We start from the raw sequence: 16,298 nt of genomic DNA on the forward strand, positions 1-16,298 counted from the left end.
CCGTTCGCCCGTCGAGGGCGCCGTTGCCATGTCCGCCGCCCCAAGTTCCGATGTCACCACCGAAGCCGCGCGCCGACGCACCTTCGCCATCATCTCCCACCCCGATGCCGGCAAGACCACGCTGACCGAAAAGCTGCTGCTGTTCGGCGGCGCGATCCAGATGGCCGGCTCGGTCAAGGGCCGCAAGGCCGCGCGCCATGCGACCTCGGACTGGATGGCGCTGGAAAAGGAGCGCGGCATCTCGGTGACCTCCTCGGTGATGCAGTTCCCCTACGAGGGCAAGATCGTCAACCTGCTCGACACCCCGGGCCACGCCGACTTCGGCGAGGACACCTATCGGGTGCTGACCGCGGTGGACTCGGCGCTGATGGTCATCGACGTGGCCAAGGGCGTTGAGGAGCGCACCATCAAGCTGATGGAGGTCTGCCGCCTGCGCGATACGCCCATCATGACCTTCATCAACAAGCTCGACCGCGAGGGCAAGGATCCGATCGAACTGCTGGATGAGGTGGAGACCGTGCTCGGGATCCAGTGCGCGCCGGTCACCTGGCCCATCGGCATGGGCCAGCGCCTGAAGGGCGTGGTGCACCTGATCACCGGCGAGGTGCATCTGTACGAGCCGGGCCGCAACTTCACCCGCCAGGATTCGACCATCTTCGCCTCGCTGGACGACCCGGGCGTGGAAGCCAAGATCGGCGCGCAGATGCTGGCCAGCCTGCGCGAAGAGCTGGAGCTGGTGCAGGGCGCCAGCAACCCCTTCGACAAGGATGCCTACCTGGCCGGCCAGCAGACCCCCGTGTTCTTCGGCTCTGGCGTGAACAACTTCGGCGTGCAGCCGCTGCTGGACTTCTTCGTCGAGCACGCCCCGCCGCCGCAGCGGCGCCAGACCACCGGGCGCGATGTCGAGCCAACGGAAAACAAGCTCTCCGGCTTCGTGTTCAAGATCCAGGCCAACATGGACCCGCAGCACCGCGACCGCGTGGCCTTCATGCGCGTGTGCTCGGGCAGGTTCAGTGCCGGCATGAAGGCCTTCCACGTGCGCAGCGGCAAGGAGCAGAAGCTGGCCAATGCGCTGACCTTCATGGCCTCCGACCGCGAGATCGCCGCCGAAGCCTTCCCCGGCGATGTCATCGGCATCCACAACCACGGCACCATCTCCATCGGCGATACCTTCACCGAAGGCGAGAACCTGAGCTTCACCGGCATCCCCAACTTCGCCCCGGAGCTGTTCCGCCGCGCGCGCCTGCGCGACCCGCTCAAGCTCAAGCAGCTGCAGAAGGGCCTGGCCCAGCTGTCCGAGGAAGGCGCCACCCAGTTCTTCCGCCCGCTGATGAGCAACGACCTGATCCTGGGCGCGGTAGGCGTGCTGCAGTTCGACGTGGTGGCCTACCGGCTCAAGGACGAGTACGGCGTGGATGCGATCTTCGAGCCGGTCGGCGTGGCCACCGCGCGCTGGATCGAATGCAGCAATGCCAAGAAGCTGGAGGAGTTCCGCGAGAAGAACGCGGTCAACCTGGGCATCGACGCGGCCGGCGAGCTGGTCTACCTGGCGCCGACCCGCGTCAACCTGCAGCTTGCGCAGGAGCGCGCGCCGGACGTGGTCTTCCGCGCCACGCGCGAGCACGCCTACGCCAAGACCGAAGATTGATCGCCATCTGCGCGACCACCAAGCGCCCGCATCCTGAATGCGGCACTTGGTGGCCGCGGTCCGCTGCTGTGTTACCCGGCGGCACAGCGTGAAGTCGAGAATGGCTTGCGATAAGGTAGCGGCATGAGTATCCAGGCCCACCCCCAGGCCGATCCTCGCGACGAATTGGCCAGCGCGCTCACCCACGGTCTGGGCGCGATCGCCTCGCTCGCCGGCGGCGCCGTCCTGATCACCCTGACCTCGCTGTACGGGGATGCCTGGCAGCTGGGCACGACGATCGTCTTCAGCGTCACCCTGCTGCTGCTCTACGTCGCTTCCACCCTGTACCACGCCATCCAGCACCCGATGGCCAAGGCGCGGCTGCAGATCTTCGACCATTGCGCCATCTACCTGCTGATCGCCGGGACCTACACGCCGTTCACCCTGATCGGCCTGCGCGGTCCGTGGGGCTGGGGCCTGTTCACCGCGATCTGGTCCATTGCCGCGGCCGGGGTGGTGTTCAAGCTGTTCTTCACCGGCCGCTTCCGACTGCTGTCGACCATCATCTACATCGTGATGGGCTGGCTGGTGGTGGTGGCCATCGAACCGCTGCTGCGCTCGGTGGATGCCTTCACCCTGGGCTGGCTGCTGGCCGGCGGGATCTTCTACACGCTGGGCACCTGGTTTTATCAGCGCGACTCGGTGCGCTACTTCCACGCCATCTGGCACCTGTTCGTGCTGATGGGCAGCGTCTGCCACTTCGTCGCGGTCACCTCGCAGGTCCTGTGATCGGCGCCTGGGCCGCGCTCATGCGGCGCGCACATCGCTGAACTCTCCGACACGCTTTCTCATCGCCTGAACGGTCGCTCCGGGTATATCGCCGGGCATGCCGACCGCCACCGCCACCCGTCCTTCCGCCCGCCGCATCCTGCTTGCCCTGCTCGGGCTGCTGGCGGCGGCCATCCTCATCCTGATCCTGCTGTGGGACTGGAACTGGTTCAAAGGTCCGATCGAGCGCGCGGTGTACTCGGCTACGGGGCGCGAGTTCCACATCGACGGCAACCTGGACGTGGACTTGGGGCGCGTCACCACCATCAGCGCCGAAGGCCTGCGGCTGGCCGATGCCTCCTGGGCCAAGCGCAAGGAGATGGCCACAGTCCAGCGGCTGGAGCTGGACGTGCGCCCCTGGGCCTTCATCTTCAAGCGCGAGATCGCCATCCCCGGCCTGCGCCTGACCAAGCCGGAGGTGGTGCTGGAGAGCGGTCCCAAGGGTGGGGGAAACTGGGTCTTCGACACCCCGGACAAGGACCCTGCCGACGACCGCCCGCTGCCGTCCTTCGGCTTGGTGCAGGTCCGCCAGGGACGGCTGCAGTACATCGACGCGCCGAAGAAGACCGACCTGGACATCCGCCTGGAAACGGCCCAGCCCGGCAAGGACGAAGCGGCGCCGCCCATCGACCTGCGCGGCAGCGGCCACTGGGCCGGCAACCGCTTCACGCTGGAGGGCCGGACCGCCTCGCCGCTGCAGTTGACCGACACCGACAAGCCCTATCGCATCGACCTGCGGGCCGCTGCAGGCGCCACCCGCGCCCATGTGCGCGGCAACCTGATCGACCCGCTCAAGTTCGCAGGCTTCGACGTCAAGCTCGCCCTGTCCGGTCAGGACATGGCCGACCTCTACCCGCTGATCGGCATCGCCATCCCGGCTTCACCGCCCTACCGCATCGACGGCCGGCTGACCCGGCAGGGCGATACCTGGCACTACGACGGCTTCAGCGGCCAGGTCGGCAACAGCGACCTGGGCGGCAACGTGGCCGTCACCGTCGGCCGCGAGCGCCCCCTGCTGAAGGCCGACCTGCATTCCAAGCGCCTGGACTTCGACGATCTCGCCGGCTTCCTCGGCGCCAAGCCCGATCCCGAGGGTCCGGTGCAGGCCAGTGCCGAGCAGAAGGCGGAAGTGGCGCGGCAGGAAGCCAAGCCCACCGTCCTGCCCGATTCGCCCTACGACCTGAGCAAGCTGCGCGCCATGGACGCCGACGTGAAGTGGAAAGCCCAGCGCATCAATGCGCCCAAGCTGCCCATCGACGACATGGACGCGCACCTGACGCTGACCGATGGCTTGTTGCAGCTGCACCCGCTGAACTTCGGTGTCGCCGGTGGAAACATCCGCTCGCAGATCAAGATGGACGCCCGCGCGCCGGTGATCAGCACGCGCGCCGACATTTCCGTGCGCGGCCTCAACCTGGGCCGCTTGTTCCCGGATGCGGAGATCACCAAGACCGCCATCGGCCGGATCGGCGGCGACATGCGCATCGACACCCGCGGCAACTCCATCGCCGCCATGGCCGGCAATGCCAATGGCGAGGTCGGCATTGGCATGGGCAAGGGGCAACTTCCGCAGTTGCTGGTGGAACTGGCCGGGCTGGATGTCATGCAGTCGCTGGCCTACCTGTTCGACCAGAGCAAGCAGATTCCGGTTCGCTGCGCCTTCGCCGATTTCGGCGTCAAGGACGGCCTGATGCGCAGTCGCGCCCTGGCTTTCGATACCACCGATACGCTGATCGTCGGCGATGGCAACATCGACCTGAAGCGCGAAGGCCTGGAATTGACTTTGCGCCCGCGTCCCAAGGACCGCAGCATCCTCAGCTTCCGCACCCCGCTGCAGATCGGCGGCACGTTCAAGGACCCGTCCTTCCGCCCCGACCTGAAGAAGCTGGGTCTGCGCGGAGCGGTGGCCCTGGCGCTGGGCTCCATCGCCCCGCCCGCCGCGCTGCTGGCCACCATCGAACTCGGCCCGGGCGAGGATGCCAACTGCGGCGGGCAGTACGCCAAGTAGGCCGGCGCACCTGGCATGAGGTGGAGCGTTTCGGTCTTCTCCCGGACCTGACGGCGGCGTGCTGCGTCGACGCCTCGACTCGTCTTTGCGAGGGCCATGCGTCGAAAGGCGAGATCTTGCAGTCGTAAGTGCTTCCGACCGTTTGCCCACATCCGCTTCAGGCGGACTGAGATTCCGCTACCGCGACCTGCTGCGCGCCGGGAACGCGCTGATCCAGCGTCGCCGGACGCCACTCATCCACCAGATACAAGGGGCGCTGCTTGGATTCCTCATACAGCCGCCCCAGGTACTCGCCGATCATGCCCAGCGCCATCAGCTGCATGCCCCCCAGCAACAGCACCACCGTCATCATCGTCGGCCAGCCCTGCACCGGGTCGCCGAACAAGGCCGCCTTGATCACCACGAACAGCGCGAAGCCGAAAGCGACCAGCGCAGTGAACACCCCGACATAGGTGGCCAGGCGCAGCGGCGCGGTGGAGAAGCTGGTGATGCCTTCCAGCGCAAAGTTCCACAGCTTCCACCAGCCGAACTTGCTCTTGCCCGCCATGCGCGCATGGCGCAGGTAGGGCACGGCGATGGAGCGATACCCCACCCAGCCGAACAAGCCCTTCATGAAACGATGGCGCTCGCGCAACTGCGCCAGCGCGGCCAGCGAACGCGGCGCCAGCAGGCGGAAGTCGCCGGTGTCGGCCGGCACCGGCGTCTTGGCCAGGCGTCCGATCACCCGATAGAACCCGGCCGCGGTGGCGCGCTTGATCCAGTTCTCTCCCTCGCGCACGGTGCGCGTGCCATGCACATCGTCGTAGCCCTGCCGCCATAGCGCGACGAACTGCGGGATCAGCTCCGGCGGGTCCTGCCCATCGGCATCCAGCACCAGCGCCGCGCCCTCGGCCACCAGGTCCAGCCCGGCCGTCAGCGCCGATTCCTTGCCGAAGTTGCGCGACAGCCGCAGCAGCGACACCGCCGGATCGTCCTGGGCGATGGTCAGCATGACCTCCCAGGTCTCGTCCGTGCTGCCGTCGTCGACATACAGCACCCGCCCTTGCAGCCCCTGGATCCCATCGAGCACCGCGCGCAGGCGCGGATGCAGCCGCGGCAGCGCCTCGGCCTCGTTGCGAGCGGCCACCACCACCGTCAGCAGGTCATCGCGCATGCCTTACTCCAGGGCCTTGAGATACGCCTCACCACCGATCTGCCGGACCTGGCGCTGGATCCAGTTGGCACGCCGCTGCACGTAGGGGCCGGGGTGTGCCGCGTTATAACGGCGCGGCGAGGGAAGGACGGCCGCCAGCCGCGCGCACTCCCCTGGCGCCAGGCCGGAGGCCTCCTTGCGCCAGAAACTGCGCGCGGCCGCTTGCGCGCCATAGATGCCGTCGCCGAACTCGGCGATGTTGACGTAGACCTCCACGATGCGCGCCTTGGGCCACAGCGCCTCGATCAGCACCGTGTACCAGGCTTCGATGCCCTTGCGCACGTAGCTGCGCCCGGACCACAGGAACAGGTTCTTGGCGACCTGCTGGCTCAGGGTGCTGGCGCCCCGCACGCGCTTTCCCTTGGCGTTGTTCTCGCGCGCCTTCTCGATGGCCTGCAGGTCGAACCCGGCGTGCCGCGCGAAGTTCTGGTCTTCGGCCGCGATCACCGACAAGGGCATGCACGGCGCCATCGCATCCAGGTCGCGCCAATCGTAGGCCGGCCGGAAGCCCCACTGCCCCTGGCCCCAGGCATCGAACTGCCGCGAAACCATGAACGCCGACAGCGGCGGATCCACAAACCGCAGCACCAGTACCTGAAGCGCCGAGGCGGCCGCAAACAGCAAGGGCAAGGCAAGCAGCCAGCGCCACCAGCGCGCTCGGCGGGATCTGGGCTTGGTCGGGTCGATGTGGGGTGCTCCGGCGGATTGGCCTGCGAATGCTACCGCCTGCCCCGCCCTGTCGCAGCGTGGCCCGGGCGCGCGCCTTGGAAACCGCCGCCGCCGCCCGCACCATGGACGGCCAAGCATTCCAGCGAGATCCCCGTGAGCGACGCCCCCACCGACTTCCGCACCCGCTTCCTGCTGCCAGAGGCGGGCGTCCGCGGCGTGATCGTCCAGCTGCACGATGCCTGGCGCGACGTGCTGGCCCATGCCGACTACCCGCCCCGCGCGCACGACCTGCTGGGACAGTCGTTGGCCGCCGCGGCGCTGTTCACCGGCCACATCAAGATCGACGGACGTCTGTCCCTGCAGATCCGCAGCCAGGGCCCCCTGCGGACCCTGTTCGCCGAATGCACGGTCGATGGCACCGTGCGTGGCATCGTGCAGCTGGAGGACGATGCCGATGCCCCGGTGCGCATGGACCAGCTCGGCGAGGACGCCGTGCTCGCGGTGACCATCGAGAACCCCGGCCTGGACCCGCGCTCCCCGCAGCGCTACCAGAGCCTGCTGGAGCTGGACGCGGCCGATCTGGCCGGCTGCTTCGAGCATTACTTCGCGCATTCCGAGCAGCTGCCCACCCGCCTGCTGCTGACCAGCGCCGGCGACAAGGCCGTGGGCCTGATGCTGCAGAAGCTGCCCGGCGACGAAGGCGACGAGGAAGGCTGGCAGCGGGCCGACATGCTGTTTTCCACCCTGGGCACCGGCGAACTGCTCGACACCCCAGCCGAGGCGCTGCTGTATCGGTTGTTCCATGAGGAATCGGTCCGGGTCATGGACAGCAGCCCGCTGAAGTTCGGCTGCTCCTGCTCGCGCTCGCGCGTGGAGGGCGTGCTGCATGCCCTGGGCCCGGACGAGGCCAGGCAGGCGCTGGAGAACGACCAGATCGAGGTCCGCTGCGAGTTTTGTGGACGCCGCTATCACTTTACTTCCGCCAATCTCGACGCGCTCTTCGGCGCCCCGACTCCCACCGCACCGTCCTCGGACAGGCTGCAGTAGGTCGGACCGACGCCGAAACCGGCTTGTTAAAGAAACATAAATCCGTTACGGTGGCGTCAAGTTCCCGGAACTTTTTCGATTGCCAGAAGTCCGACTGCCATGCGCTCGCGTCCACTGACATTGCTCACCAGCCTGTTGCTCGCCCTCGGCGTGGCTTCGGGCGCGGCTGCGCAATCGACGGGCAAGAAGCCGCAGACGATGCTTCCGGTATGGAACAGCGACGGCAAGGTCGAAGCGGCCCTGATCCTGGAACCCACTGGCGAGGCCACCGCTGGCGCGCGCTGGCGCTTTGGCAGCAATACGCTGAGCGCGGCCTTCGGCCTGGAGTCCAACGACTCGCTCGGCCTGGTGTGCAACCGCCAGTCCGGCATCGCCAGCATCGCCAGCCTCAGTAGCTACTGCAACGTTGCCATGCTGGACAATCCGTCCGATGCCAACGCCAGCCAGCGCGTCTCGGTCGGTTCCAGCATCAGCCGCGGCTCGGGCCGCCTGGGCCTGTCGGTCGGCACCGGCCACGACACCCTGCCCGGCTGGCTGACCCACCGCCCCGGCAACGAGCGCGTGGAACAGAACGACCTGGCGATCTTCGGCCAGAAGAACATCGGTCGCGAAGGCTTCGTCACCATCGGCGGCGCCGTGGCGCGTGCGCGCCTGGTGCCGGCATCGGAACTGGTCGATATCCCCGACCAGTGGAACAGCAAGAGCCTGACGGTCGGTGGCGGCTACGGCGCCTTCAGCGCGAACGTCATCGGCCGCGTGGTCGACGTCCCCGGCCAGCCCGGCAAGTGGGAAGGCCTCGGCGTGGGCCTGACCTGGCGCACCCCATGGAGCGGCCAGCTCACCGTCGGCGCGGAGAACGTCGTGACCCGCGGCAAGAATCCGTTCGCACCAGGCAATGGCGCTGAAGCCGACGGCACCGTGCCGTATGTGCGCTATGAACAGGATCTCTAGGCGTCAGCTGACGCAAATGTAAAAAAGGACAGGCGCCCTACGGCGCTTTTTTTTTGTTCGAAATCCGCGCCAGTTCAACGTTTGCACGTGCTCATGCCGCCGATTAACGCGACTTTAATTTCATGTGGAACCTGGAGTAACATCGGATCAACCGTCGAAACTTGGTTGCCACGTTTTGCAGCCGCCGCCGGGACCAATTGCTAGTTCTTAGCAGCACGATCCAATTTGGAGAGAGAGCCAATGAAGTGCAATACCCACAAGCTGCGCGATGCAGTCGTGCTGGCGCTGGTCGCCGGTGCCGGCGTCGGTAGCGCCCATGCGCAGGAAGCCACGACCCTCGACCGCGTCGAAGTGACGGGCTCGCGCATCCGTTCCGTCGATCTGGAAACATCGCAGCCGATCTTCACGGTCTCTGCCGAAGACATTCAGAAGTCCGGCCTTGTCAGCGTCGGCGACATCCTGCAGAACCTGTCCATTTCCGGCACCCAGAACTTCAGCCGTGCATCGGTGTTGACCTCGAACCCGGAACAGGGTGGCCAGTACGTCAACATCTACAACCTCAATGAGAACCGCACCCTGGTGCTGGTCAATGGCAAGCGCTGGACCTCCAGCCTGGCCGGCTACACCGATCTGTCGACCATCCCCAGCTCGCTGATCGAGCGCATCGAAGTCCTGAAGGACGGCGCCTCTGCGATCTACGGTTCGGATGCGATCGCCGGCGTGGTCAACATCATCCTGCGCACCAACTACGAAGGCGCAGAGTTCTCCGGCATGTACGGTCAGAACTCGCGTGGCGACGGCGCCAAGAAGCAGTACTCGATGACGCTGGGCAGCTCCAACGATCGTTCCTCGATCGTGTTCGGCGCCAACTACAGCAAGGAAGACCCGGTTTTCGCCAAGGACCGCGAGCTCACCCGCTACACCTATGGCCCGAACCACAAGACCGCGGGGCTGAGCCCCACCGGCCCGTGGGGTCGCTTCATCGATCCGCGTGCGGAAGGCACGATCGGCGCGGGTACTTATCAGAACGAGGACGGTGACGTCGTCGACGGTCCCGGCGATGGCATTTCCTGGGTTCCGAACAACTGGGTGATCAATCACACCGGCACCTGGGACGGCGTCGGCGTTGGCCAGGCCAGCAATAACTTCGCGAACTACCACAACGGCGTTCGCACCGACGACCGCTTCAACGCCACCCAGCAGATGCACCTGACTCAGGAAACTGAGACCAAGACTGCATTCACCTCGGGTCGCTACGACTTCACCGACAGCATCACCTTCAAGTCCACGGCGATGTACTCCGAGCGCAACTCGGTCCGTCAGGTGGCCGGCTATCCGCTGCAGTCGGCGGCCCAGCCGACCTTCCCGGTCTTCCTGAGCGCTGACAGCTATTACAACCCGATGGGCGACCAGGCCCTGGGTGAGGGCAACGGCTATGACCTGAGCTTCTTCCGTCGTACCACGGAACTGCCGCGCATCTCGGAAAACAATGTCAAGGCCTACCATTTCGACGCCGCCGTCGAAGGCGCCTTCGACGTGGCCAACCGTGGCTGGAACTGGGACGTCGGCTTCAACTACAACAAGTTCGATGTGACCCAGATCGGCACGGGCAACATCAACCTGCTCGCGCTCGAGCGCGCCCTGGGCCCGTCGTTCCTCAACGGCCAGGGCGTCGTACAGTGCGGCACCCCGGATGCGCCGATCGCGCTGGGCACCAGCCTCTCGGCCGGCCAGTGCACGCCGTTCGACCTGCTGGGTGGTCCGTCCGCGTCCACCGCTGACGCGCTCAAGTATGTCGGCACGCTGTCCCAGGCCACGCAGCAGAGCGTGACCAAGCAGTATGTCGCCAACATCACTGGTGGCCTGTTCGACCTGCCCGGTGGCGAGTTCAGCTTTGCGTCCGGTTACGAGCGCCGCGAAGTCAGCGGCTACGATAATCCGGATCAGCTCTCCAGCGCCGGCTTCACCACCGATCTGGCTGGTGGCGCCACCCGCGGCGACTACAAGATCGACGAGTTCTACCTGGAACTGATGATGCCGGTCCTGCGCGACGTTCCGCTCGCCAAGGAACTGACCTTCGACGTTGCCGCGCGGTACTCCGACTACAGCAACCTGGGCGACACTACCAACACCAAGTTCAGCTTCACCTGGAAGCCGATCGACGACCTGTTGGTGCGCGGCACCTACGGCCACGGTTTCCGTGCGCCGACCCTGGACGACACCTTCGGCGGCGGTAGCCAGTCCTTCGACTACTACACCGACCCCTGCGATGCAGCGTTCGGCAGCACCAGCAATGCCGCTGTGGCCGCACGTTGCGCAAGCGAAGGCTTGGCACCGAGCTTCCGTCAGGCCGACAACGCCGGCCAACCGGTAGAGGGCCCGGAGAGCCAGAGCATCGCGCCGTTCCAGACTGGCGTGGGCAACACCACGTTGGAACCGGAGTACAGCCGCACTCGCACCGTGGGCCTGGTGTACAGCCCGAGCTGGCTGGACGGGTTCGATGTCTCGCTGGACTGGTACAAGATCTCCATCTCCAACATCATCACGGCGGTCTCCGCGACCTACGTGCTGAACCAGTGCTACATCGCCGGTTCCTCGCAGTACTGCGACCAGTACACCCGCGACGCCACCAGCGGTCAGGTCACCTCGCTAAGCCGCGGTAACACCAACCTGGGCAACCTGCAGACCGAAGGCTACAACTTCGGCATGCGTTATCGCCTGCCGGAAACCGCGATCGGCAACTTCAGCGTCAACCTGGACACCAACTACCTGGCCAACTACCGTACGCGCAGCTCGGCCGATGCCGAATGGGCGGACTATGCCGGTTACTGGAACTTCCCGCGGGTGCGCGGCACCCTGGGCGTGAACTGGTCCAAGGGCGACCTGTCGGCGAGCTGGAACCTGCGCTACTACGGCGGCTTCCGCGACTACTGCGTGTTCGACGGCGAGTGCAACGATCCGGACTACCTGACGCCGAACTCGGGTTGGGGCGGCGGTGCCGGTGCCAACAAGAAGGGCTCGATCAGCTATCAGGACGTTTCGCTGACCTGGCAGGCCCCCTGGAACGGCGCGGTGACCGTCGGTGCCCGCAACATCTGGGACAAGGAACCGCCGGTGACCTACTCGCTGAGCAACAACAGCTCCTCGTCCATCGATCCGATGCTGGACTACGACCGTTACGTGTTCATGCAGTACACGCAGCGCTTCTAAGCCAGTCTCGATTGGTAAAAGCATAAAAGGCCGGGGCGCAAGCCCCGGCCTTTTTCATTGTTCGGTCCTGTCGAGCTTGCGGACGGGCAGCTTTGCCTCTGCGCGTGCGCGTAGCAATCGAGCGCTTCATGCGTGCGATGTCGACCGGCGTGCTGCCTTGCCAGTCCTACAGCGAAAGGCGACTTGTCCTGCGAGATCTGAAGCGAGCTTTGCCCGGCCACACCTGGTCCAGCGCTTGCGCGACAGCTCGTGCTCGCTGCGGAACATGCGCGCCTGGGTGTGGATCCGTGAGTGCCTCCAGATGCTCCGGGCGCCCAAGCCCCACAGCCCCGCGGGAATTCTCACGGCAACGGCAAAGTTCGAGCGACGACGCCGCAGGGGTTAACGGCCAATGCGCGACCTTGCCGCTGGCACTTTTGCCGCCCGCCTTCGGCCGTGCACTCGACCGAACGAGGCAATTCGTCCCTAACCGGACGAAAGGTGAGCGCTTCGAACGAGGCAACTAACTGCGCTCAGCCCGCCGCCCCCTTTGCGGCCGCAGTGTGTCGACCCTGCTGGCGCCTGCGCCGTGCTAATTCCTCCCGCTCCGGCTCAGGGAATCAACGTCGTGATCACATGCTCGACGTAGGCCTCGAACTCGTCGCGCTGCTGGCGGGGCTGGCCCAGTTGCAGGGAAAGCTGCAGGAAACCCAGATACGCAGCGTAGGCCAGGCGGGCGCGGTGCTGGGCGTCGACGCGGTTCATGCCGGCCTGGCGGAAGGAGGCGATCAGGTACTCCATGCGCCGCTGCGACACGCGGTTGATCACCGGCTGCACGGTGGGATGGTCCAGCGCCTTGAGCAGCTCGCTGTAGATGATGTGCGGCTTGACCTCGTGGGCCACGACCTCGAACAGCTGCCGTAGCCGCGCGCGTGGGTCGGGCACCGCCTCGAGGCTGCCGAACACGTCCTGCTGTTCCACCGACTCCCAGCGCTCGAGCGCGGCCTGAAGGAGCGCATCGCGCGAGGGGAAGTGCCAGTAGAAGCTGCCCTTGGTCACGCCCAGCCGGCGTGCCAGGGGTTCGACCGCGACGGCGGCCACGCCGGACTCGGCAATCAGATCTAGGGCCGCCTGCGCCCAGTCGTCGGCGCTCAGGCGGGCGTTGCGGGGCGGGTTTGGGGCGGACGTTTCTGCGGACGTGGCGTTCATCGCGGCATTTAACCATACGCCTCGATGCGCTTGCGTATCGTCTGCCGCGACGCGTCATAAACTTTCGTCACAACAAGCGCTTACGGCGACTGTACGGCACCGTCTGGAGGATTGACGCGGGCCAAATCGCGACCCCATACTTTCCCGTATGGAACCCTCCAGCCCCTCCGAGCCCACGATCACCGGCGATGCGACCGTGGCGATCGCCTCCTCCACCTTCGCGGTGCCCGCGACGGTGGTGGCAGCGGCGCCCGTGCTCTTCGCCCATGGTTTCGGGCAAACGCGCGCGGCGTGGCAGCGCACGGCGCAGGCCGTGGCGGACGCGGGCTTCCCTGCCATCAGCTACGACGCCCGCGGGCATGGGCAGTCCGGTCGCAATCCCGATGCCCTGCCCTACACCGGTGAGCAGTTCACCGACGACCTGATCGTCCTCGCCGGCGAGATGCCGCAGCCGCCGGTGCTGGTAGGCGCTTCGATGGGCGGGCTGTTCGGACTGATGGCCGAGGCGCGCTGGCCGGGGTTGTTCCGCGCCCTGGTGCTGGTGGACGTGACGCCGCGCTGGGAATCGGCCGGCCTGTCGCGCATCGTGGCCTTCACCAGCGCCTTCGCCGAGGGCTTTGCTTCGCTGGAGGCGGCGGCGGATGCGATCGCGGCCTACCTGCCGCAGCGGCGCGAGCGTAAATCCAGCCAGGCCTTGCAGGAGTTGCTGCGCCAGGATGCGCGAAGCGGTCGCTGGCATTGGCACTGGGACGGGCGCCTGCTCGACGAGCTGGTCCGCGACAGCGGCCGCCATCAGCAAGCCCTGGTGGAGGCCGCGCGCAAGGTCCGTTGCCCGGTGCTGTTGATCAGCGGCGGCCGCAGCGACCTGGTGTCGCCTGCCACCATCGCCGAGTTCCAGTCGCTGGTGCCGCACGCCCAGCATGTGCAGCTGGCCGACGCCAGCCACATGCTGGCCGGCGACGACAACGACGCATTCACCCAGACCTTGCTCGACTACCTGCGATCCGTGTCGTCCAGGGCGCATCATCACCCCACCCACGCTGTCGAAAAGATCCACACCGGAGCACGCTCATGAGCATCCTCGTTCCTTTCCTCGCCCTGCTGTTGGGCAGTGCGTTCGCGGCGTACCACCGCATGCGCCTGGCCACCTGGGCGGCCCTGAACCTGTCGCTGCTGGTGGCCTGCTGGCTGCTGGGTGCCAATGCGACGGCCACCCTCGTGGCCGCGGCCATCGTCGTGCTGATCGCGGTGCCGCTGCTGCTGCCGGCCAGCCGCAAGGCGCTGGTGTCCGCGCCGATGATGGGCTTCTTCCGGAAGGTGCTGCCGCCGCTGTCGCAGACCGAGCGCATCGCCTTGGAGACGGGGTCGGTCGGCTTCGAAGGCGAGCTGTTCACCGGCGACCCGGACTGGCAGAAGCTGCTCAACTACCCCAAGCCGCAGCTGACCGCCGAGGAACAGGCCTTCCTCGATGGCCCGGTGGAAGAGCTGTGCCGCATGGTCAACGACTGGGAGATCACCCACGTCCACGCCGATTTGCCGCCGCAGCTGTGGGACTTCATCAAGCAGAACAAGTTCTTCGGCATGATCATCCCCAAGCAGTACGGTGGCCTGGGGTTCTCGGCGCTGGCGCACCACAAGGTGATCCAGAAGCTGGCCTCGGTTTCCAGCGTAGTCAGCTCCACGGTCGGCGTGCCCAACTCGCTCGGCCCGGGTGAGCTGCTCAACCACTACGGCACGCAGGAGCAGAAGGATTACTACCTGCCGCGCCTGGCGCTGGGCCAGGAAGTGCCCTGCTTCGGCCTGACCGGTCCGTTCGCCGGTTCGGATGCCACCTCGATCCCCGATTACGGCATCGTCTGCAAGGGCGAGTGGAACGGCGCGAATGTCCTGGGCGTCAAGCTGACCTTCGACAAGCGCTACATCACCCTGGCGCCCATCGCCACGCTGATCGGCCTGGCCTTCCGCATGTACGACCCGGACGGCCTGATCGGCGACACCAAGGACATCGGCATCACCCTGGCGCTGTTGCCGCGCGAGACCGATGGGGTGGAAGTGGGCCGCCGCCATTTCCCGCTCAACTCGCCGTTCCAGAACGGTCCCATCCGCGGCCGCGAGGTGTTCATCCCGCTGAGCCAGCTGATCGGCGGCGCCGACATGGCCGGCAAGGGCTGGAACATGCTCAACGAGTGCCTGGCCGTGGGCCGCTCGATCACCCTGCCCTCCACCGCCTCGGGCGGTGCCAAGGCCGGAGCGGTGGTGACCGGCGCCTATGCGCGCATCCGCAAGCAGTTCGGCCTGTCGGTCGGCCGCTTCGAAGGCGTGGAAGAAGCCCTGGCCCGCATCGGCGGCAAGGCCTACATCATCAGCGCGCTGTCGCAGGCCACGGCCGCGGCGGTGGACCGCGGCGACGTGCCGTCGGTGCCGTCGGCCATCGCCAAGTACCACTGCACCAGCATGAGCCGCGAGGTCATCAGCGACGTCATGGACGTCATCGGCGGCAAGGGCATCATCCTGGGCCCGAAGAACTTCGCCGGCCGCAGCTGGCAGGCCGCGCCGATCGCCATCACGGTGGAAGGCGCCAACATCATGACCCGCAGCCTGCTGATCTTCGGGCAGGGCGCGATCCTGTGCCATCCGTGGGTGATGAAGGAGATGAAAGCCGCGCAGGACCCGGACCGCGCCGCAGGTCTGGAGGCTTTCGACCGCAGTCTGTTCGGCCATATCGGCTTTGGCATCTCCAATGCGGTGCGCTCGTTCTGGTTCGGCCTGACCGCCGCCCGCTTCGGCGCGGCCCCGGGCGATGCCTATACCAAGCGCTTCTTCCGCAAGCTGGACCGTTACTCGGCCAACCTGGCGCTGATGGCCGATGTGTCGATGCTGATGCTGGGCGGCAAGCTGAAGTTCAAGGAATCGCTGTCCGGTCGCCTGGGCGATGTGCTGAGCCATATCTACATGACCAGCGCCATGCTCAAGCGCTATCACGACGAGGGCGCCCCGCAGGCCGAGCAGCCGCTGCTGGCCTGGGCCTTCCACAACAGCGTGCATGAGATCGAGCTGGCCCTGTCCGCGGCCTTGCGCAACTTCCCCATCCGCCCGGTGGGCTGGCTGATGTGGGCGCTGATCTTCCCCTGGGGCCGTCGCGCCGAGGCACCGGGCGACCGCCTGTGCCGCCGCGTGGCCGCACTGCTGATGGTGCCCAACGCCGCGCGCGACCGCCTGGCCAAGGGCGTGTTCCTGACGCCGTGCGAGAACAACCCCGGTGGCCGCATCGACAGCTACCTGGCCAAGGCCGTGGCCGCCGAGCCGGTGGAGCGCAAGTTCCTCAAGGCGCTCAAGGCCAAGGGCATCGAGGCACTGGATTTCGCCTCGCAGCTGGACGAGGCGGTGCGCGAGGGCGTGCTGAGCGTGGAGGAGCGCGCGCAGCTGGAAGAGCTGCGGTCGATCACGCTGGACACCATCACCGTGGACGACTTCGACCCGGCCGAGCTGCGTTCTGCGATGTACCAGGCGCCGAGCGCGCCGGCACAGCCGCGCGAAGCGGCCTGATCCTTCCAGGCCCGCTCACGGCACGCTTCACC

At 66.6% G+C, this 16,298-nt stretch carries 11 protein-coding genes; 8 read left to right on the forward strand and 3 right to left on the reverse strand.

Annotated elements, in window-relative coordinates; translation table 11 throughout:
• The first annotated feature begins 28 nt into the window (after window positions 1-28).
• From EPA99_RS02440 to EPA99_RS02450, 3 genes are all read left to right on the forward strand, one after another.
• Window positions 29-1,648 carry a peptide chain release factor 3 gene (locus tag EPA99_RS02440; protein WP_129469583.1) on the forward strand — a complete coding sequence of 540 codons (1,620 nt, stop codon included), beginning with the start codon at window positions 29-31 and terminating at the stop codon, window positions 1,646-1,648.
• 123 nt (window positions 1,649-1,771) lie between these two features.
• Window positions 1,772-2,416: a PAQR family membrane homeostasis protein TrhA gene (gene trhA / locus EPA99_RS02445; protein WP_129469584.1), complete on the forward strand. Its 645-nt coding sequence runs from the start codon at window positions 1,772-1,774 to the stop codon at window positions 2,414-2,416.
• 97 nt (window positions 2,417-2,513) lie between these two features.
• Window positions 2,514-4,463 carry an AsmA family protein gene (locus EPA99_RS02450; RefSeq protein WP_129469585.1) on the forward strand — a complete coding sequence of 650 codons (1,950 nt, stop codon included), beginning with the start codon at window positions 2,514-2,516 and terminating at the stop codon, window positions 4,461-4,463.
• Window positions 4,464-4,620: 157 nt separating this feature from the next.
• On the opposite strand, the gene EPA99_RS02455 is transcribed toward EPA99_RS02450, so the two are convergent.
• Together EPA99_RS02455 and mtgA are read right to left on the reverse strand one after the other, a co-directional pair.
• Window positions 4,621-5,616: a glycosyltransferase family 2 protein gene (locus EPA99_RS02455; protein ID WP_129469586.1), complete on the reverse strand. Its 996-nt coding sequence runs from the start codon at window positions 5,614-5,616 to the stop codon at window positions 4,621-4,623.
• 3 nt (window positions 5,617-5,619) lie between these two features.
• Window positions 5,620-6,342, reverse strand: a complete 723-nt coding sequence (mtgA, locus tag EPA99_RS02460) for a monofunctional biosynthetic peptidoglycan transglycosylase (protein ID WP_241688248.1) — start codon at window positions 6,340-6,342, stop codon at window positions 5,620-5,622.
• A 135-nt stretch (window positions 6,343-6,477) separates the two neighbouring features.
• On the opposite strand from mtgA, the gene hslO reads away from it, so the two are divergent.
• The 3 genes from hslO (at window position 6,478) to EPA99_RS02475 (ending at window position 11,532) form a co-directional block, all read left to right on the forward strand.
• On the forward strand, window positions 6,478-7,371 hold the full coding sequence (hslO, locus tag EPA99_RS02465) for an Hsp33 family molecular chaperone HslO (protein ID WP_129469588.1): 894 nt from the start codon (window positions 6,478-6,480) through the stop codon (window positions 7,369-7,371).
• A 135-nt stretch (window positions 7,372-7,506) separates the two neighbouring features.
• The gene (locus EPA99_RS02470; RefSeq protein WP_206733680.1) at window positions 7,507-8,322 is read left to right on the forward strand and encodes an XOO1806 family protein; all 816 of its coding nucleotides are present in this window, start codon (window positions 7,507-7,509) and stop codon (window positions 8,320-8,322) included.
• 240 nt (window positions 8,323-8,562) lie between these two features.
• Window positions 8,563-11,532, forward strand: coding sequence for a TonB-dependent receptor plug domain-containing protein (locus EPA99_RS02475; RefSeq protein ID WP_129469590.1), 2,970 nt, complete (start codon window positions 8,563-8,565; stop codon window positions 11,530-11,532).
• Between the two features lie 591 nt (window positions 11,533-12,123).
• On the opposite strand, the gene EPA99_RS02480 is transcribed toward EPA99_RS02475, so the two are convergent.
• Complete coding sequence (locus EPA99_RS02480; RefSeq protein WP_129469591.1) at window positions 12,124-12,720, reverse strand: TetR/AcrR family transcriptional regulator; 597 nt, start codon at window positions 12,718-12,720, stop codon at window positions 12,124-12,126.
• A gap of 148 nt (window positions 12,721-12,868) precedes the next feature.
• On the opposite strand from EPA99_RS02480, the gene EPA99_RS02485 reads away from it, so the two are divergent.
• Entirely contained in the window at window positions 12,869-13,795 is a 927-nt protein-coding gene (locus EPA99_RS02485; protein ID WP_129469592.1) for an alpha/beta fold hydrolase, read from the forward strand.
• Complete coding sequence (locus EPA99_RS02490; protein ID WP_129469593.1) at window positions 13,792-16,266, forward strand: acyl-CoA dehydrogenase; 2,475 nt, start codon at window positions 13,792-13,794, stop codon at window positions 16,264-16,266. Before EPA99_RS02485 ends, EPA99_RS02490 begins: the two co-directional genes overlap by 4 nt.
• Window positions 16,267-16,298 lie beyond the last annotated feature (32 nt).

The sequence above is a fragment of the Pseudoxanthomonas composti genome (assembly GCF_004122095.1).
Lineage (GTDB): Bacteria > Pseudomonadota > Gammaproteobacteria > Xanthomonadales > Xanthomonadaceae > Pseudoxanthomonas_A > Pseudoxanthomonas_A composti.